17 protein-coding genes are annotated in these 17,452 nt (G+C 69.7%); 7 read left to right on the top strand and 10 right to left on the bottom strand.

The window, feature by feature from the left end:
• Window positions 1-73: 73 nt before the first annotated feature.
• From lpxK to rbfA, 7 genes are all read right to left on the bottom strand, one after another.
• Window positions 74-1,060 carry a tetraacyldisaccharide 4'-kinase gene (gene lpxK / locus CEW88_RS13970; RefSeq protein WP_108968148.1) on the bottom strand — a complete coding sequence of 329 codons (987 nt, stop codon included), beginning with the start codon at window positions 1,058-1,060 and terminating at the stop codon, window positions 74-76.
• Window positions 1,060-2,268: a 3-deoxy-D-manno-octulosonic acid transferase gene (locus CEW88_RS13965; RefSeq protein ID WP_108968146.1), complete on the bottom strand. Its 1,209-nt coding sequence runs from the start codon at window positions 2,266-2,268 to the stop codon at window positions 1,060-1,062. Before CEW88_RS13965 ends, lpxK begins: the two co-directional genes overlap by 1 nt.
• A gap of 5 nt (window positions 2,269-2,273) precedes the next feature.
• Window positions 2,274-2,516, bottom strand: coding sequence for a DUF4170 domain-containing protein (locus tag CEW88_RS13960; RefSeq protein ID WP_108968144.1), 243 nt, complete (start codon window positions 2,514-2,516; stop codon window positions 2,274-2,276).
• Window positions 2,517-2,634: 118 nt separating this feature from the next.
• On the bottom strand, window positions 2,635-3,441 hold the full coding sequence (locus CEW88_RS13955) for an inositol monophosphatase family protein (RefSeq protein ID WP_108968143.1): 807 nt from the start codon (window positions 3,439-3,441) through the stop codon (window positions 2,635-2,637).
• A complete protein-coding gene (locus CEW88_RS13950) occupies window positions 3,428-4,801 on the bottom strand; it encodes a TldD/PmbA family protein (RefSeq protein WP_108968141.1) in 1,374 nt (457 codons plus the stop codon). The genes CEW88_RS13955 and CEW88_RS13950 overlap by 14 nt, the downstream gene beginning before the upstream one ends.
• A 59-nt stretch (window positions 4,802-4,860) precedes the next feature.
• A complete protein-coding gene (locus CEW88_RS13945; RefSeq protein ID WP_438839478.1) occupies window positions 4,861-5,622 on the bottom strand; it encodes a phosphodiester glycosidase family protein in 762 nt (253 codons plus the stop codon).
• On the bottom strand, window positions 5,619-6,041 hold the full coding sequence (rbfA, locus tag CEW88_RS13940; RefSeq protein ID WP_108968139.1) for a 30S ribosome-binding factor RbfA: 423 nt from the start codon (window positions 6,039-6,041) through the stop codon (window positions 5,619-5,621). Before rbfA ends, CEW88_RS13945 begins: the two co-directional genes overlap by 4 nt.
• A 147-nt stretch (window positions 6,042-6,188) precedes the next feature.
• Here rbfA and dapB point away from each other — a divergent pair, with 147 nt between their 5' ends.
• A complete protein-coding gene (gene dapB / locus CEW88_RS13935) occupies window positions 6,189-7,004 on the top strand; it encodes a 4-hydroxy-tetrahydrodipicolinate reductase (protein WP_108968137.1) in 816 nt (271 codons plus the stop codon).
• A gap of 118 nt (window positions 7,005-7,122) precedes the next feature.
• Here the strand turns inward: dapB and CEW88_RS13930 are convergent, their stop codons facing one another.
• A complete protein-coding gene (locus CEW88_RS13930; RefSeq protein ID WP_108969807.1) occupies window positions 7,123-7,347 on the bottom strand; it encodes a DUF1674 domain-containing protein in 225 nt (74 codons plus the stop codon).
• A 100-nt stretch (window positions 7,348-7,447) separates the two neighbouring features.
• Here CEW88_RS13930 and CEW88_RS13925 point away from each other — a divergent pair, with 100 nt between their 5' ends.
• The 3 genes from CEW88_RS13925 to purH all read left to right on the top strand — a co-directional run bounded on the left by CEW88_RS13925 (window position 7,448) and on the right by purH (window position 12,272).
• Window positions 7,448-8,737: an RsmB/NOP family class I SAM-dependent RNA methyltransferase gene (locus tag CEW88_RS13925; protein ID WP_108968135.1), complete on the top strand. Its 1,290-nt coding sequence runs from the start codon at window positions 7,448-7,450 to the stop codon at window positions 8,735-8,737.
• A 177-nt stretch (window positions 8,738-8,914) separates the two neighbouring features.
• Window positions 8,915-10,663: a heparinase II/III family protein gene (locus CEW88_RS13920; protein ID WP_438839477.1), complete on the top strand. Its 1,749-nt coding sequence runs from the start codon at window positions 8,915-8,917 to the stop codon at window positions 10,661-10,663.
• 19 nt (window positions 10,664-10,682) lie between these two features.
• Window positions 10,683-12,272 (top strand): bifunctional phosphoribosylaminoimidazolecarboxamide formyltransferase/IMP cyclohydrolase, encoded by a 1,590-nt coding sequence (gene purH, locus CEW88_RS13915; RefSeq protein ID WP_108968131.1) that lies wholly within the window; start codon window positions 10,683-10,685, stop codon window positions 12,270-12,272.
• Between the two features lie 70 nt (window positions 12,273-12,342).
• On the opposite strand, the gene CEW88_RS13910 is transcribed toward purH, so the two are convergent.
• Window positions 12,343-14,364 (bottom strand): pyrroloquinoline quinone-dependent dehydrogenase, encoded by a 2,022-nt coding sequence (locus tag CEW88_RS13910; protein WP_254694507.1) that lies wholly within the window; start codon window positions 14,362-14,364, stop codon window positions 12,343-12,345.
• A gap of 58 nt (window positions 14,365-14,422) precedes the next feature.
• Complete coding sequence (locus tag CEW88_RS13905) at window positions 14,423-14,701, bottom strand: glucose dehydrogenase (RefSeq protein WP_368074606.1); 279 nt, start codon at window positions 14,699-14,701, stop codon at window positions 14,423-14,425.
• Between the two features lie 429 nt (window positions 14,702-15,130).
• On the opposite strand from CEW88_RS13905, the gene CEW88_RS13900 reads away from it, so the two are divergent.
• From CEW88_RS13900 to CEW88_RS13890, 3 genes are all read left to right on the top strand, one after another.
• Window positions 15,131-16,300 carry a class A beta-lactamase-related serine hydrolase gene (locus tag CEW88_RS13900; protein WP_254694506.1) on the top strand — a complete coding sequence of 390 codons (1,170 nt, stop codon included), beginning with the start codon at window positions 15,131-15,133 and terminating at the stop codon, window positions 16,298-16,300.
• A gap of 83 nt (window positions 16,301-16,383) precedes the next feature.
• Window positions 16,384-16,875, top strand: coding sequence for a signal peptidase II (lspA, locus tag CEW88_RS13895; protein ID WP_108968125.1), 492 nt, complete (start codon window positions 16,384-16,386; stop codon window positions 16,873-16,875).
• Window positions 16,876-16,930: 55 nt separating this feature from the next.
• The gene (locus CEW88_RS13890; RefSeq protein ID WP_108969803.1) at window positions 16,931-17,446 is read left to right on the top strand and encodes a DUF3035 domain-containing protein; all 516 of its coding nucleotides are present in this window, start codon (window positions 16,931-16,933) and stop codon (window positions 17,444-17,446) included.
• The last annotated feature ends 6 nt before the right edge of the window (window positions 17,447-17,452 follow it).

Here is a 17,452-nt window from a genome sequence, read left to right as displayed (position 1 = left end):
TCTTCACGGGCGCCGCGTTCGTATTTGCCGCCGGACGCCACGGGCGGGAGCATCTGCAGAACGATGATCGGCCTCACAGCCCGAGGGTTGCCAGCGCAGTGTCCAGCGGCGCGGGTTCCTTGAACCGCAGGCGTACCGGCAGGCTCAGCACCTTGGGGCGGAAGGACTCGGGCAGGCGCGCGGCGTCCTTCTCGGTGGTGACGAGCTGCGCGCCCAGCATTTGCGCCTCGCGCTCCAGCCGGGTCAGCAACGCGGTGGTGAAGGGCTGGTGATCGTCCAGCGCCTCGGCCCGGACGATATTCGCGCCAAGGCCCCTCAGCGTGGCAAAGAACTTCTCGGGATGACCGATCCCGGCAAAGGCCAGCGCCGGAAGGTCCTGCCAGTCCATGCCGGTCTGCAGCGGCTCCAGCGCGCCGCGCAGGCGAGGCAGGGAGATCGCGCTGCCCCATTGGGCGTCGAAGCCGCGCTGTGCCTCTGCCCCGCCGATCGACAGCAGAAGGTCGGCGCGCTTCAGCCCCGCGCTCACCGGCTCGCGCAGCGGCCCGGCGGGCAGGCAGCGGCCGTTGCCGAAGCCGTATCGGGCATCCACCACGACGATAGAGAGATCTTTGGCGAGTGCCGGGTTCTGCAGCCCGTCGTCGAGGATGATGATTTTGGCCCCCGCGGCAACGGCGGCGCGCGCCCCGGCGGCGCGGTCGCGCGCCACCCAAACCGGGCCGAAGGCGGCAAGCAGCAACGGTTCGTCGCCAACCTCTGCCGCGCTGTGCCGGCGCGGGTCCACCTGCACCGGGCCGGTCAGGCTGCCGCCATGCCCGCGCGAAACCACATGTGCCCCGGCCTCGCGCAGCCTCTCCAGCAGTGCGATCACCGTGGGGGTCTTGCCGGTGCCCCCGGCGTTGATATTGCCGACGCAGATCACTGGCACGGGAACCCTCTCGCCCGGTCCCGAGGCGACCCGCCGCGCCGTGGCGCGGGCGGTGAGCGCGCCCAGCGGGGCGAGCAGGCGGGCCTGCCAGGCGGGGGCGCCCGGGGGCGTCTGCCAGAAGCTAGGAGCGCGCATCAGGCGACCTCGTCTTCGTCGAGCCAGCCGCAGGCCAGAGCGATCATCTCGTCGGTCAGCTCTGCGCCCTGGGTGATCACGTCCCAGCCCGCATGCGCCATGGCGGCGGCGCGGTCGGGGGCCACAAGCTGGCTGAGCGCCCCGGCGAGCGAGTCGAAATCGCGTACGATCCGCGCCGCACCGGCCTCGGCCAGCAGCGAATAGGCGGGCAGGTGGCGCCCAACGTTGGGCCCATAGAGCAGCGCGATGCCATGGGCGGCGGCTTCCATAGGGTCCTCGCCGCCGTGGCCGTTGACCAGCGAACCGCCAAGGAAGGCCACCGGCGCAAGCCGGTACCAGAGCCCGAGCTCAGAGGCGTCCTCGGTGACCAGCACCTGGGTGTTCTCATCGGGCATCTCCCCCGCCTCCCAGGCGCAGAGGCGCAGCCCCGACTCCCGGGCAACCTCGGCCACTGCGGGCGCCAGGTCGTGGGTGGCGGGCACGAGAACCAGCATCAGCCGGTGCGCGAGGCGCACGGCGCGCTTGTGGGCGTGGAGCACCTCCTCGGCCTCCTGGGCGCTGCGCAGCTTCGCCGCGAGCCAGATTGGCCGGCCGGTGAGCACCCCGGCCATTTCCTCGTAGAGCTTCTCGTTGCAGTCGAGCGGCGGGGCGCTGTCGGTGAGCGGACCGAGCGTCGGCATGACGCTCTCCTCGACCCCTGCGCGGCGGAGGCGACGACGGGCCGGCTCGTCCACCGGGCAGATGCGATCAAAAAAATGCAGCGTCGCGGCGGTGGGATCGGGCACCCAGCTGGGCGCGGGGCTGGTCCAGGGCGCGTCGCGCGCGTCGAGCAGCACCAGCCGAGTGCCGATCTGTTGCAGCCTCTGCAGCAGCGCCGGGCGCAACTCCTGCCCGGTCCAGAAGCCGAGCTGCGGGCGCCAATGCGCGACGAAGGCGGCGATCTCGGACGGACTCTCGCCGGGCAGATCGGCATGCAAAGCGCCCTCGGGCGCGTGGTCGGGCTCGCCGGTGATCAGCAGCCCCAGTTCGGGACGCTGGATTTTCATCCGGGTTGCCAGCGCCGAGAGGGCCCGGGCCGAGCCCGGGCCTCCGGCGTGCAACCAGAGCAGCGCCCCGTCGGGCCGGGCGCGGGGCGCCGAGCCCGGCGTCGCCCCGCGGCCACGCGCATAGGCCATGTAGGCCGACAGGGAGAACGGCCTGCGCGCCATGGGTGTCAGCCGAGTTCTTCGGTCGCGGAGACCTCGGTTTCCTCGTCCCGCAGGCGGTGGATGTGGGCGATGAAGTAGCGCATGTGGGCGTTGTCCACGGTGCGCTGCGCCTCGGCCTTCCAAGCGTCGTAGGCAGAGGCGTAATCGGGGAACATGCCGACGATGTGGATGTCGTTCACGTCCTTGAAGACGGACTTCTCGGGGGTGACGAGCTCGCCGCCGAAGACGAGGTGGAGACGTTGGGGCATGGGGGGTCCTTTCCCGTACAGACGCGCGCAACCTACTTTCTGCACCCGCAGCGTCAAGATTCTACCGCAGGTCAGCGTTACGCCGCTGGTTCACATGTCTATGGAAGGCTCGGAACGATCAAAGCGCCAGCGTCAGCCGCCCCATGATGTCGGCGTGCAGCGCCGGGTTGGCGGCGACCACTCCGGGATGCTGCGGGTGGCGGGCGTTGAACCTTAGCGGGCGCCCGAGCCGGTCCGTGACCCTGGCCCCGGCTTCCTGCAGCAGCAGCGTTCCGGCAGCGATGTCCCACTCCCAGGTCGGGCGAAAGGTCAGCATGGCATCAAAGCGCCCCTCGGCCACCAGCCCCAGCCGGTAGGCGAGCGAGGGACGATGCGCGCGGCGGATCGGCGGCAGCGGCACGCGCCAGTAGGGGCTGTCGATCACCGGTCGCGGGGCCAGCACTTCGGCGTCGTCCAGCGTGCCGGTCAGGGTGGTGCGCAGCGGTACGCCGTTCAGCACCGCGCCCTGTCCGAGCGCGGCGCTATAGAGCAGGTCCCGCTTCGGAAGATAGATGGCGGCTGCGGTGATCACGCCGTTCTCGGCCACCGCCAGCGAATGCGCCCAGGTGTCCTCTCCGGCGATGAACGAGCGGGTGCCGTCGATGGGATCGACGATGAACACCCGCTCGGCGGCGCGGCGCGCGGCATTGTCGACGCTTTCCTCCGACAGCCAGCCGTAATCCGGCTGGGCGCTGCGCAACAGCTCTTCGAGCCGGGCGTTGACCGCGAGATCGGCGGCGGTCACGGGGCTGCCGTCGGCGGCCTTGTACCGGACATCGAGCGCGTCCCCGGTGAAGGAGAGCGCAATCTCGCCCGCCGCGCGGGCCGCGCGCTCGAGCAGCGCGCGATCGGCGGCGTGACCCGGAGCGGGATCACTCGCCGGCAAGCGTCAGCCCCTCGACCAGCAGCGAGGGCACGACCCGCGACAGCCAGGGCCGGGCGTCGTTCGACGGCACCAGCGCGCGCAGCATCTGCCGCAGGTTGCCAGCGATGGTGACCCCCGAGACGGGATAGGCGATCTCGCCGTTTTCCACCCACCAGCCTGCGGCGCCGCGCGAGTAGTCGCCGGTGTTGGGGTTGATCGTCGCGCCGATCATCGACGTCACCACCAAGCCGCGGCCCATCTCGGCGATGAGCTGCTCGGGCGATTTGTCGCCCTGCGTCAGCTCGAGGTTCCAGGCGGTCGGCGAGGGCCCCGACGAGGTGCCGCGCGCGGCGTTGCCGGTGGGCGCCATGCCCAGCTTGCGGGCGGTGGCGAGATCGAGCGACCATCCCGTCAGCACGCCATCCTTGACGAGCGCGCGGCGCTGCGTCGGCAGCCCCTCGGCATCGAAGGGGCGCGAGCCCGAGATGCGCGGGCGGTGCGGGTCCTCGATCAGCGAGATGCCGTCCGGCAGCACCGGCTCGCCGAGCGCGTCGCGCAGCCAGGACCCGCCTCGCGCCACTGAGGCGCCATTCGCGGCGGCCACCAGGTGACCGATCAGCGAAGACGCAATGCGCTCGTCAAAGAGCACCGGGTAGGCCCCGGTCTTGGGCTTGCGCGGGTTCAACCGGTCGAGCGCCCGGGTCGCGGCGCGGTGACCAATTTCGGCGGGGCTGCGCAGGTCGGACTGGAACGTGCGGCTGTCGCCGTCGTAGTCGCGCTCCATCCCCAGCCCGCTCCCGGCGATGGCAACGCAGGAGGTCGAGCGGGCGGTGCGCGCATAGCCTCCGGCAAAGCCGTTGCTGGCCGCGAGGAACACTCGCTGCGCGTCGTAGGAGGCCGAGGCCGACTGCACCTGGCTCACGCCCTCGACCGCCAGCGCCGCCGCCTCGGCTTCGAGGGCATCGCGCTGCAGCGCATCGGGCGCAGGGTCGGCGGACGGATCCGCCAGCTCGAGTGCATCCAGATCCCAGCCGGTCGCCAGCTGCGACGGATCGGCAAGCCCGGCGAAGGGATCCTCGGGCGCCTCGCGCGCCATCGCCACGGCGCGTTCGGCCAGGGCCGCCAGCGTCGCGGGCTTCACATCCGAAGTCGAGACCACCGCGCTGCGCTGGCCAAGCAGCACGCGCAGGCCGACGTCGACGCCCTCGGAGCGCTCGGCGTGCTCCAGAGCGCCGGCGCGCACGTCGATGCTGAGCGAGGTGCCGTCGATGGCAATGGCGTCCGCCGAGTCTGCGCCGGCCTTGCGCGCGGCCTCGAGCAGCTGCGCGGTCAGCCCCTGCAGGTCCCGGGCCGCCGGGTGGTTGCGCTCTGTGCCGTCCATGTCGCCTCCGGTATGTCGTCAAGTTGATTTGGTGGGCCGCGGAGCTTGCCCCCACCGCCTTACTCGGCCGGAACCACCACGCCGATGAGCGGCCCAAGCGTCCGTCCAATGTCTGTCCTGCCGACCTCCGGCGCGAAGAGCCGCGAGACGTTGCCATCGAAGAACAGCGCGTTGGGCATCTTCAGCCCGTCCCGGAACAGCGTGCCGAACTCGTAGAAGCTCACCGGCTCCTCGGAGATGGCAAAAACCAGCGTCTTGCCGTCGGCCGTGGTGCCGACCCCGTTGCGGATGTAGCGCGAGTTGCTGTCGGGCAGGAAGCGCGGGTGCAGCTCGCCGTCGATCACCAGCATCGGCCCCGACTGCGTGGCATAGCGGCAGTCGGGCTTGCGGGTGAGAAAATCGCGGGTCTCATACACCTGCGCCTCGCCGGCGCCGATGCAGAGCACGCCGTTCGGCAGCATGCCGAAATTGCCGGGCCCGGGGCTGGAGATGACGCGCATCTCCTCCTGGCCGTTCTCGACGTAATGGCCGACCGGCGCGCGGTCCTCGTGGTACATGCCGGCGTTCATCGCAAAGGCCAGCCTCTCGCCCTTTTGGCGCAGCGCGGCGTCGAGGGTCGAGAAATGTCCCCAGACCGTGCCGTCGGGCGCGCGCAGGAAGGTGCGCAGGTCCTCGTCGGCGCCCACGGTGCAGAGCGTGTAGCGCTTGCCCTCGTGGCTGGCACCCTCGCAGCTGACGGCCCCCGCTTGCGACGGCAGCAGCGACGGGAGCAGCGCCGCAGCCGCAAGCGCCAGCGCAGTGAAGCCCGCGCGAAGCCTCACGCGTCGTCGTCCCCGTCCGCGTCCTGTCCCTCGACGTCGCGGCGCACGGCCTCCTGCGAGAACAGGCGGCGGGTCTCGTCGAGCCGGTCGAAGGTCTCATCGTGGCGGAAGCGCAGCTCCGGCGCGTATTTCAGCGTCAGCTCCTTCGAGACGAGGCGGCGCAACTCGGATTTGTTGCGCTCGAGCAGCTCGAACATATTGCCTTCCTGCTTGCCGCCGAGCGGCACGACATAGGCGGTTGCAACCTTGAGATCGGTAGAGACCCGAACTTCGCCGACGGTGATCGAAAGCCGGTTCAGCTCGGGGTCGTGCACCTCGCCGCGGTTGAGCACGTCCGCCAAGGTGCGGCGAATGAGTTCGCCGACACGAAGCTGTCTCTGGCTGGGGCCGGAGCCCTCGTGGAATCTGTTCTTTGCCATGGCGCAGACATAGGCGCCTTGCGGGGATTTGCCAAGAACGCGAACGCATAGCGGTGCCAGCGCAGGGAGGCGGCGCGCCGACATCGCCTTTGCCATCGGCAGCGCAGCAGAGTATGCCCTGCGGGAAACTCAGGATCGGAGAGCAAGATGTCGGAACTGCCGGGGGTTGTCGTCACGGGCGTGTCGGGACGGATGGGCCAGATGCTGGTGCGCGAGGTGCTGGCCAGCGACAAGCTGAAACTCGTCGGCGCCGTCGAGCGGAGCGGCAACGACTGGGTGGGCCGCGACCTCGGCACCTGCATGGGCGGCACCGAGCTTGGGCTTTCTGTCAGCGACGATCCGCTCGAGACCTTCGCCAAGGCGCAGGCGGTGCTCGACTTCACCGCTCCCGCGGCCACCGTGCAGTTCGCCGAGCTGGCGGCGCAGGCCCGTGCCGTGCACGTGATCGGCACCACCGGCCTGGAAGAGAGCCATCTCGAGAAAATCCGCGCCGCGGCCCGTCATGCAGTGATCGTGCGCGCCGGCAACATGAGCCTCGGGGTCAATCTGCTGACCAAGCTGACCAAGCAGGTCGCGGCGGCGCTCGACGCGGATTGGGACATCGAGATCGTCGAGATGCACCATAACCGCAAGGTCGATGCCCCGTCGGGCACCGCGCTGATGCTCGGCGAGGCGGCGGCAGAGGGCCGGGGCGTGAGTCTCGCCGAGGCTTCGGACCGCGGTCGTGACGGCATCACCGGCGCGCGCGAGCGCGGCGCAATCGGCTTTGCTGCGCTGCGCGGCGGCGACGTGGTTGGCGAGCACGAGGTGATATTCGCCGCCGCCGGCGAGCGCATCACCCTCAAGCACATCGCGTCGGACCGCGCGCTCTTTGCCCGCGGCGCGCTGAAGGCGGCCCTCTGGGGGCAGGGCAAGGCGCCGGGTGAATATGACATGCTCGACGTGCTCGGCCTCGGCGACTGACGCTGCACCCGGCCGAGAGCGCGGGAGCGCCTCCGGCGGACGTATGCCATAAAGAGAAGAAAGGGGGGCCGTTGCCCCCCCCCAACGCGCGTCAGTGTGTTCTCGAGCTGACCGGCGATCAGAAATCGATCGCGATGCCCTTTTTCTCCCAATCCCCGTAGCGCGCCGGGTCGAGTCCGTCGCGGCCGCCATACTCCTTGGCGCGGGGATCCTTGGCCAGCGCCTCCTCGGCGGCCTTGCGGCGCTCGGCGGCCTCGGCCAGCGCGCGCTGCGCGGCAGCGGGAAGCTCCGTGGGAAGCTCGGCGGTGATTTCGGTGTGATCGGGGCTGGTGTCGTCGCTCATGGCCATGCCCTCCTCGGGCGTGCTTTCCTTGCGTGGGTCGGCTTGATATAGGCCCGTGGATCATGCGCGGGCAAGACCCGCAGGTTTGCGGAGTGGTCCCATGGCAGCCAAAGGCGCGGAAAAAACGGAAGCAGCGAGCCCGGCACGGGCGGCGGCGGTGGCGCTGCTCGGGCAGGTGCTGGGGCAGGGGCGGCTGCTCAGCGAGGCAATGCAGGGCGGGCCCTTCGTCAAGCTCGAGGCTTCGGAGCGCGCGGCGGCGCAACGGCTGGCCACAGGCGTGCTGCGGAACCTGGCGCGCTGCGACCAGATGCTGAAGTCGCGCCTGCGCAAGGCGCCGCCGCTCTTCGTGCGCAACGTGCTGCGGCTCGGCACCTATGAGCTTTGCACCGGTGGCGCGGCGCATGGCGTGGTGAACGATTGTGTCAGCCTGATTTCGGCGGACCGCAAGACCAAGACCATGTCGGGGTTGGTCAACGCCATCCTGCGCCGCCTGTCGGAAGAGGGGCCGGAGCAATGGGCCAAGCTGCGCGCGCCGCGGCTGCCGCGCTGGCTGCGCGAGCCGTTGGCCGCGGCCTGGGGCGGCAAGGCGGTATCGGCCATGGAACGCGCCCACGCCGCCGGCGCGCCGCTTGACATCACCGTGACGTCGGATGCTGAAGGCTGGGCCGCGAAGCTGGGCGCCGAGCTCTTGCCCACCGGCTCGTTGCGGCTCGCCGAGCCGGGGCAGGTTTCGGCGCTTCCGGGTTTCGACGAAGGCGCCTGGTGGGTGCAGGACGCTGCCGCGGCGATGCCCGCCAAGCTGCTTGGCGACGTGGCGGGGCTGGCGGTGCTCGACATGTGCGCGGCGCCGGGCGGCAAGACCCTGCAGCTTGCGGCGGCGGGGGCCGAGATTACCGCGCTCGATTTGTCGGAGAGCCGCATGGCGCGGATCACCGAGAACCTGCTGCGCACCGGGCTGAAGGCGGAGACACGGGTCGGTGATGCGCTGGAGGCGGAGGGCAGCTTCGACGCAATCCTGCTCGACGCGCCCTGCTCGGCCACCGGCACCATACGCCGTCACCCCGACCTGCCGCATGCCAAGCAGGGCGAGGGCATCTCCGAGCTCATCGGCTTGCAGGCGGCGATGATCGACCACGCGCTGGGGTTGCTGAAGCCGGGCGGCCGGCTGGTCTTCTGCACCTGCTCGCTGCTGCCGGACGAGGGCGAATGCCAGATCGAAGAGGCGCTGTCGCGCCATGACGGGCTAACCGTGGCACCGCTCGAGGCCGAGTGGATCGAGCCGGCGTGGCGGTCCGAAGAGGGCGGGCTGCGGCTGCGCCCCGACTACTGGCCCGAGCGTGGCGGCATGGACGGCTTCTACGTTGCCGTGCTGCAGGCGCCCGCGGGCTGACGCCGCCCTGCGGCCCGTTGGCTTCGGGCCGCGGGCCGCGCCAGCCGTTGCGCGCAGGCCGCAAACCCGGCGCGACGGGATCGCGTTTGCGCGATTCCGGGCGCTTGCCCGGTGACTTGCGCCGCCGCGAGGTCTACCCTTGCCGCAAAAGCCCCGAGGCGGGCGGAAGGGCAGGGCATGGTAGATATGGCGAGCTGGTCGGTCACCGCCACGCAGTTTCTCAACCGCGTGCATTCGCGGCTCGCCGCGCGCGCGGGCAGCGCCACTGCCTTTGTCTCGCAGCCCGAGCCGCGCACCACCGGGCAACTCGCCCGGGGGCGCCAGCTTTGCGCCGGCAACCTGATGTTCGCCGGCTACCTTGCCGAGGGCAAGGGCGCGATGATCTGGGACATCGAGCTCGAGGACCGCGCCTGGCAAGAAGAGATCCATGCCTTTCGTTGGCTGGACGATCTTGCCGCGCTGGGTGATGCGGAGGCGCGCAAGCTGGCGCAGGACTGGCTGATGGGCTGGATCGCGCGCTACGGGCGCGGCAGCGGTCCGGGCTGGGTGCCCGAGCTTGCCGGGCGGCGGCTGATCCGCTGGATCCACCATGCGCTTTTCCTGCTGCGCGGCATGAGCGCCGAGGACTCGGCGGCCTTTTACCGGGCACTGGCGGGGCAAACGCGCTTTCTTGCCAAGCGGCGCGGCGCGGCCCTGCCGGGGCTGCCGCGCTTCGAGGCGCTCACCGGGCTGATCTACGCCGCGCTCTCGCTCGAGGGGATGCGGGCCTATCTCGATCCGGCGCGGCAGGCGCTGGATTTGGAATGCAGCCGGCAGATCGACGTGGCGGGCGGCCTGCCGACACGCAACCCCGAGGAATTGCTGGAGGTCTTCACCCTGCTCACCTGGGCGCGGGCGGCGCTGGAGGAGGCCGACCTCGAGCCCGGCGGCGCGCATCTCAACGCCATCACCCGCATCGCGCCGACGCTGCGCGCGCTGCGCCATGCCGACGGCGGTTTGGCGCGCTTTCACGGCGGCGGGCGCGGGGCCGAGGGGCGGCTCGACCAGGCGCTGGCCGCCTCGGGGGTGCGCCGCCGCCCGGTCGAGGGCCTTGCCATGGGCTGTGCGCGGCTGGCGGGCGGGCGCAGCACGGTGATCGTCGACGCCGCGCCGCCGCCGCAGGGGCGCGCCTCGGCGGGCGCACATGCCTCGACGCTGGCCTTCGAATTGACATCGGGTCGTCGCCCGCTGATCGTCAGCTGCGGCGCCGGCTCGGTCTTCGGCGAGGAGTGGCGGCGCGCGGCGCGGGCCACGCCGTCGCATTCCACGCTCTGCCTCGATGGTACGTCGAGCGCCCGGCTCGGGGAACGCAAGCGCATCGGCGGGATCGAACGCGAGCTGATCGTCGAGGGCCCGCGCGAGGTGCCGGTGGAACTGGCGCAGGACGCGGCGGGCTGGCGGTTCGAGGCCGCCCATGACGGCTACAAGCGCAGCCACGGGCTGACCCATGCGCGCAAGCTCGAGCTGAGCCTCGACGGTCGAACCCTGGAAGGCGAGGACATGCTCTTCGCGCTGGATGCCAAGGATCGTAAGACCTTCGACAAGCGGCTCGACCGGGGCGGGCTTGAAGGGTTCCGCTATGAGATTCGCTTTCACCTGCATCCCGACGTCGATGCCGAGCTCGACATGGCCGGCGCGGCGGTCTCGCTGGGGCTGCGTTCGGGCGAGATCTGGGTGTTCCGCCCCGAACCGGGGGTGAAAATGGCGGTGGAAGACTCGGTTTACCTGGAAAATGGCCGGCTTCGGCCCCGCGGGGCGCAACAGGTCGTTTTATCCGGCCGCGTGATGGAGTATGCGACGCGCATCCGCTGGTCGCTGGCCAAGGCGCAGGACACCGCCATCGCGATCCGAGACCTTGGGCAGGACGAGCCGGATGTGACGCTCTGAACCATCTGGGACTCTCCTCATGCCTGATCTCTCCCCCGTCGCCCGCGCCCTCATTTCCGTTTCGGACAAGACCGGTCTCATCGACCTGGCCAAGGCGCTGAGCGCAAGGGGTGTCGAGCTGCTCTCGACCGGCGGATCCGCCAAGGCGATCCGCGAGGCGGGCCTCAAGGTGCGCGACGTGTCGGACGTCACCGAGTTCCCCGAGATGATGGACGGCCGCGTCAAGACGTTGCACCCGCGCGTGCACGGCGGCCTGCTGGCGCTGCGCGACAACCCCGCGCACGTCGAGGCGATGAAGGCCCACGGCATCACCGGGATCGACCTGCTGGTGGTCAACCTCTACCCGTTCGAGGAAACCGTCGCCAAGGGCGCCGACTATGACACCTGCATCGAGAACATCGACATCGGCGGCCCGGCGATGATCCGCGCGGCGGCCAAGAACCACGCCTTCGTCAACGTGGTGACCGATGTGGCCGACTACCAGGCGCTGCTGGCCGAGCTTGATGCCAACAATGGTGCCACCACCTATGCCTTCCGTCAGAAGCTCGCGCAGGTCGCCTATGCCCGCACCGGCGCCTATGACGCCGCGGTTTCGACCTGGATGGCCGGCGCGCTGAAAGACGACGCGCCGCGCCGCCGCGTGGTCTCGGGCGAGATCGCCCAGACCTTGCGCTATGGCGAGAACCCGCACCAGAAGGCCGCCTTCTACCGCGACGGTTCGGACCGTCCGGGCGTGGCGACCGCTGTGCAGCACCAGGGCAAGGAGCTGTCCTACAACAACATCAATGACACCGACGCCGCCTTCGAGCTGGTTTCGGAGTTCCTGCCCGCCGACGGGCCGGCCTGCGCGATCATCAAGCACGCCAACCCCTGCGGCGTGGCCAAGGGCGCGACCCTGCTGGAAGCATATCAGAAGGCGTTTGACTGTGACCGTACCTCGGCCTTCGGCGGCATCGTCGCGCTGAACATGCCGCTCGACGCCGAGACCGCCGAAGCGATCACCGAGATTTTCACCGAGGTGGTGATCGCGCCCGGGGCCGATGACGCCGCCAAGGAGATCTTCGCCAAGAAGAAGAACCTGCGCCTGCTGACCACCGACGGGCTTGCCGACACCTCCGAGCCGGGCCTCGCCTACCGCCAGGTCTCGGGCGGGATGCTCGTGCAGGACAAGGACAACGGCACGATCACGCTGGACGATCTGAAGGTGGTGACCAAGAAGCGGCCGTCGGACGAGGAACTGCTGGACCTGCTCTTTGCCTGGAAGGTCGCCAAGCACGTCAAGTCGAACGCCATCGTCTACGTCAAGAACGGCGCCACCGTCGGTGTCGGTGCGGGCCAGATGAGCCGCGTCGACTCGGCGCTGATCGCCGCCAAGAAGGCCGAGCGCATGGCCGAGGCCCTCGGCCTCGACACGCCGCTGACGCAGGGCTCGGCTGTCGCATCGGACGCCTTCTTCCCCTTCCCCGACGGGCTGATGGAAGCGGCGGCCGCCGGCGCGACCACGGTGATCCAGCCGGGCGGGTCGATGCGCGACAACGAGGTGATCGCTGCGGCCGACGAGGCTGGGCTCGCAATGGTCTTCACCGGGATGCGCCACTTCCGCCACTGATCAAGCGCGGATCGCAGGCTGACAGGGGAGGCGGGCCGCGGCCCGCCTCTTTTTTGTGCCCGCAGCACGCTCAGTCGGGCAGCCTATAGGCGATGATCGCGTCGCTGACCCCGGTTTCCATCGCGTGATGGCCGGTGGCGGCGATCAGCACGTATTGCCGGCCGTCCACCTCGTAGCTGATCGGGTTGGCCTGCCCGCCCGCGGGCAGCGCGTCGGTCCAGAGCGTCTCGCCGGTTTCGATGTCGATGGCGCGGAAGAGGTTGTCGACGGCCGCCCCGATGAAGATCAGCCCCGATGCGGTGAGTACCGCGCCACCATTGTTCGGTGTGCCGATCTTCAGCGGCAGCCGCGACGGCAGGCCGAAGGGGCCATTGCGCCGGGCGGTGCCAAGCGGCGTGTCCCAGACCGGCTCACCCGTCGCGAGGTCGATGGCGGTGATCCCGCCATAGGGCGGCTGGGTGCAGGGAAGTTCGGTGAGGCCTGATCGCCACCCGGCGTTGGTTGTCACCCCGTAGGGCGCGCCCACCTGCGGCTGGCCGCGCCCCGCGGCGCGCTCAGGGCTGCCGATCGGCCGCATACCCTCGGCGTCGGCCTCGGCGCGGGGCACCAGCCGGGTGAGATTGGGAATGTCGTTGTAGTTGGCGATGAGCAGCCCGCGGGACGTGTCCACCGCCACCGAGCCCCAGTCGTTGCCCCCGTAATAGCCCGGGTACTGGATGTAATTCCGGGTCGAAGGCGGGGTCAGGTAGCCGTCGTAGACCATCTGCCGGAAACGGATGCGGCAATAGAGCTGGTCGATGGGGGTGATCCCCCACATGCGCTTCTCGGTCAGCGGCGGCTTGCGCAGGGTCGCCCAGAGGGACACCGGCTGGCTGTCGGCGACGAAGTCCGGCTCGATCTCGCCCTGCGGCAGGTCGGTGAGCTCGCCCACCGGGGTGAGCGGCGCGCCGGTCTCGCGGTTGAGGATGTAGAGATCCCCCTGTTTCGAGGACAGCAGGATTGCCGGCTCGCCCTTGTAGTCCAGCAGCGTCGGCTGCGCGCCGAGATCGTAGTCCCACACGTCGTGCCGCAGGGTCTGGAAATGCCAGAGCTCCTCGCCGGTGGCGGCATCCAGTGCGACCAGAGAGGTGGCGTAGGTATTCTCCGCCTCCGAGCGGTTGGAGCCATAGTAGTCCACCGCGGAATTGCCGAGCGGAAGGTAGACGATGCCGCGCAGCTCGTCGGCGGTGGCGGTGGTCCACATGTTGGGCGTACCGCGGGTGTAGGTCTTGCCCTCGGACGGGCCGCCGCCCATCTCCTCGGGTGCGGCCAAGTCCCAGGCCCAGGCGAGCGCGCCGGTCACCGCGTCGAAGCCGCGCACCACCCCCGAAGGAGCGTCCTCGGCCTGTCCGTCCTTGACCTGTGCGCCGGTGACCACGATACCGCCGACGATGGTGGGCGCGGCGGTGACCGCGTAGAAGCCCGGCACCTTTTCGCCGATGCCCTCCCAGAGATCGACCTGTCCGTCGCTGCCGAAGTCCGTGCAGGGCTCCCCGGTCTCGACGTCGAGCGCGATCAGGCGGGCATCGAGCGTGGCCTCGATCACCCGCACCTTGCAGGCCTCGCCCTCGGGCCTGTCCGGATCGGTATAGGCGGCCACACCGCGGCAGGTGGCCCCATAGGGGATCGCCTCGCGCGGGACCTCGGGATCGAAGCGCCAGCGCTCCTCGCCGGTTGCCGCGTCGATCGAGATCATCCTGTTCATCGCGGTGCACATGACGAGACTGTCGCCGATCTTCAGCGGCGTCGTCTCGGCGGCGTATCTGCCGGCGCCGTCGCCGGGGGGCAGATCGCCGGTGTGGAAGACGAAGGCGCGCTCGAGCTGTCCGACATTGGCAGGGGTGATCTGGGTCAGCGGCGAAAAGCGCTGTGCCATGCCGTCGCCGCCATAATAGGGCCAGTCCGCGCCGACGGGCACCGGCATCGCCCGTTCCGGCGGCGGCTCGGATGCGCCGCCGCCCTGGGCAAGCACGGAGGGTGCGGCCAGCCCGAGCACGGCGCCCGCAAAGGAGGCCAGCAGGCCGCGCCCGGGCGTTTGGAGAAAACGGATCATCGACATGTACCTCCTACGAGAGCTTTGGCCCGGGGCTCTGTGGGTCTTGATCGGGTCCTCAGGACGGGCGCCGCCTGTTTCGGACCAATGCCGGGAGGCAGGCCAGCATGAGAAGCAGGATCACGGTCGGGGACAGCATCCGCGGCAGCTGCGCCCACCAGTCGTTGCCGCTCTCCCACCAGGCCCAGCCAAGCGTTCCGACCCAGACGAGCAAGTAAAGCCACAGCGCCTTCAGGCTGCCGCGATTGAGCAGCGCCCCGGTGAGGACAAGGCCGAGCCCCGCGAGCGCGTAGTACCAGCTTCCGCCCAGGGAGATCAGCCAGAGACCGCCAGCCATAAGAACGAGGCCCAGCAGAACGCAGCCCCATCCAAGGAGCTTTACACCCCAGCCGACGGAGGATCTCTGAGAGGGAGAAGAAATGCTTGTCACAATTGGCGCTCACTCATCGGAATTCTGAAAAAGGAACCGGCGAAATTTAATGGCCACAAGAAATAGATATTCAGTCGCCGGAATGTCGACAAGCATCATGATGCCGCGGGTGCGAAAAAGATCTCTTTTGGGTGGACTTCGGAAATAAGCAAGCAACCGGCGGGAGTAGGGTCAGATGGACCGCCTGTAGCGTCTCACCCCTGCGTGGTCTTCAAGGTCGCGCGGGTGACCGGAGAGTGATCGTGACCAATTCCGCGCAATTCACCCCGGCGCCGATTCGTGAAATGATGGGGTCGGCGGCGGCGGAGCGCCGCCTTATTTTTGGGAGTGATTGGCGTGAAGGTATTTTTGGGGGCTGTCCTCGCGGCGGCGGCGACCTTTCTTTGCCTGCCCGGAGTTGCGGCGGGCCAGGAGGCGGAACGCGCGGTTCTGAAAGCCCTGCTGTCGGGCGGCGCCGGGGATGTCGAAGTCACCGAGGATTTCGCCCGCGCCGTCCCCAAAGCCCAGCTCGATGGCCTGCTCGAGACCTTGAGGGCGCAGGTCGGCCCGGTCGAGCAGATCGAGCTTGTCGACGGCAGCGGCACGCTGCGCAGCGCGACCTACCAGGTGCCGGTGAAGATCACCCTTGATCCCGAGGGGCGGATCGCCGGGCTCCGCCTCGGTGCGCCCGAGCCGCTCGTCGCCGATCTGCGCGCGGCTGTGGCAGGGCTGGAGGGGCTGGGGGCCGAGGTCTCCTGGCTGGTGACCCGCGAGGGCGAGGTTCTGGCGGCGGGCGGCGCGTCGCATCCGCTGGCGGTCGGCTCGGCCTTCAAGCTGGGGATCCTGTCGGTGCTGGCCCGCGACGTGCGCGCGGGCAAGACCGATTGGGACCGTGTGCTGCGGCTTGGCGACGGGCATCGGTCGCTGCCCTCGGGGCGACTTCAGGATTTCCCCGAAGAGGCGCCGGTGACGTTGCACACCGCCGCGCTGCTTATGATCGCCGAGAGCGACAACACCGCCACCGACCTGCTTCTCGACTTGCTCGGGCGCGACACCGTGGCCGAGGAACTGGCGATTGCGCCGGAGGCAATGCTCTCGACCCGCGAGTTCTTTGCCCTCAAGAGCGATCCCGCAGCGGCCCGGGCCTGGCTCGACGCAGAGCCCGAGGACCGCTCCGGCATTGCCGCCGAGGCCGCGTCGACGCCCCCCGATCCGGCCGGGGCCGCCGCGCATTCGGTGCCGGGGATCGAGTGGTACCTGCCGCTCGAGCAGCTCTGCGCGCTGCTGCTGCCCATGGCGGACCTGCCGATGCTGCAGCTCAATCCCGGGCCCGCCTACGGACTGGGTCCCGCCGCCTACAAGGGCGGCTCGGAGCCCGGGGTGCTGAACTTCACCGTGGTGCTGCGCGACGCCGAGGAGAGACCCCTGTGCGCGGCGCTGACGGTGAACGATCCGGGGGTGATCGACGAGCAGGCGGCGACGGGCGCCTTCCGCGCATTGCTGCGCCGGGCGCTCGCACACCCCTGAACCGGGCAGGGCTTTTCCTCGCGGCGCGCAGCCTGTAGACCGGGGCGGAAACCCGGGGCGCGGCCCCGGCGCAAGGAGAGTTCATGCGGCTGGTACTGGTGACGGCGGCGATCACCTTCGTGGTGGATCAGCTTTCGAAATGGCTCGTGGTGCACGTGATGGGGCTGGCGCAGCGCTTGTCGATCGACGTGCTGCCGCCATTCCTCAACTTCCGTATGGCGTGGAATCGCGGGGTCAACTTCGGCCTTTTCGCGGATGATGCCGCCGCTGCGCGTTGGACGCTGATCGCCGTGGCGCTGGGGATCGTGCTCTTCGTCTCGGTCTGGCTGCGGCGCGATCCGCCGGGGCGGCTGGGGTTGATCTCGGGCGGGCTGCTGATCGGTGGCGCGCTCGGCAACGTGATCGACCGGCTGCTCTACGGGGCCGTGGCGGATTTCCTCAACATGTCCTGCTGTGGGCTGAACAACCCCTTTGCCTTCAACGTCGCCGATATCGCGATCTTCGCGGGCGCGATCGGGCTGGTGCTTTTCTCCGGCGGGACCGAGGCGGGCAAGCGCGGGAAAAAGGCCCCGTGACGGGGCAGGCCGGATCGTATAGATCCGGGCGAAAGGCAAGAACCGGAGAATGGCCATGAAGCTGCCGCATCTCGTGCTGATGCTCGGACTTACCGGGCTCGTCGCCTGTACGACGAGTGATCGCACGCTGCACCAAATGCGCAACAACCGCGGCACCCCCGAGGAGTTCGCCATCGTGCCGAACAAGCCGCTGGAGATGCCGCAGAGCTTTGCCGAGCTGCCGACGCCAACGCCCGGCAGCGCCAACCGCACCGACCAGACGCCGCTCGCGGACGCCGTCGCGGCGCTTGGCGGCAACCCGGCGCAGCTGGCGGTTGGAGAGGTGCCATCCCGCGATGCCGCGCTGGTAAACCGCGCCTCGCGCTACGGCCGCGATGGCGACATCCGCACGCGGCTCGCCGTCGAGGACGCCCAGTTCCGCCGCGACCGCTCGGTGTTCAACTGGAAGCTCTTCAAGGACGATGAGTACAACAAGGTCTACCGCGACCAGATACTCGACCCCAATGCTGCGTTGACCGCCTACCGCAAGGCGGGCGCCCGCACCCCCTCTGCGCCGCCGCCCGCCGACTGAGCGCGC

Source organism: Alloyangia pacifica (assembly GCF_003111685.1).
GTDB lineage: Bacteria > Pseudomonadota > Alphaproteobacteria > Rhodobacterales > Rhodobacteraceae > Salipiger > Salipiger pacificus_A.
This window is presented reverse-complemented; position numbering and strand designations above follow the sequence as displayed.

Excerpts from the sequence above, each read along its gene's own strand:
- lpxK (WP_108968148.1), bottom strand. The coding sequence starts at position 1,060 with ATGCGCGCTCCTAGCTTCTGGCAGACGCCCCCGGGCGCCCCCGCCTGG.
- CEW88_RS13965 (WP_108968146.1), bottom strand. The coding sequence starts at position 2,268 with ATGGCGCGCAGGCCGTTCTCCCTGTCGGCCTACATGGCCTATGCGCGT.
- CEW88_RS13960 (WP_108968144.1), bottom strand. The coding sequence starts at position 2,516 with ATGCCCCAACGTCTCCACCTCGTCTTCGGCGGCGAGCTCGTCACCCCC.
- CEW88_RS13950 (WP_108968141.1), bottom strand. The coding sequence starts at position 4,801 with ATGGACGGCACAGAGCGCAACCACCCGGCGGCCCGGGACCTGCAGGGG.
- rbfA (WP_108968139.1), bottom strand. The coding sequence starts at position 6,041 with ATGGCAAAGAACAGATTCCACGAGGGCTCCGGCCCCAGCCAGAGACAG.
- dapB (WP_108968137.1), top strand. The coding sequence starts at position 6,189 with ATGTCGGAACTGCCGGGGGTTGTCGTCACGGGCGTGTCGGGACGGATG.
- CEW88_RS13930 (WP_108969807.1), bottom strand. The coding sequence starts at position 7,347 with ATGAGCGACGACACCAGCCCCGATCACACCGAAATCACCGCCGAGCTT.
- CEW88_RS13925 (WP_108968135.1), top strand. The coding sequence starts at position 7,448 with ATGGCAGCCAAAGGCGCGGAAAAAACGGAAGCAGCGAGCCCGGCACGG.
- CEW88_RS13920 (WP_438839477.1), top strand. The coding sequence starts at position 8,915 with ATGGTAGATATGGCGAGCTGGTCGGTCACCGCCACGCAGTTTCTCAAC.
- purH (WP_108968131.1), top strand. The coding sequence starts at position 10,683 with ATGCCTGATCTCTCCCCCGTCGCCCGCGCCCTCATTTCCGTTTCGGAC.
- CEW88_RS13910 (WP_254694507.1), bottom strand. The coding sequence starts at position 14,364 with ATGATCCGTTTTCTCCAAACGCCCGGGCGCGGCCTGCTGGCCTCCTTT.
- CEW88_RS13905 (WP_368074606.1), bottom strand. The coding sequence starts at position 14,701 with ATGGCTGGCGGTCTCTGGCTGATCTCCCTGGGCGGAAGCTGGTACTAC.
- lspA (WP_108968125.1), top strand. The coding sequence starts at position 16,384 with ATGCGGCTGGTACTGGTGACGGCGGCGATCACCTTCGTGGTGGATCAG.
- CEW88_RS13890 (WP_108969803.1), top strand. The coding sequence starts at position 16,931 with ATGAAGCTGCCGCATCTCGTGCTGATGCTCGGACTTACCGGGCTCGTC.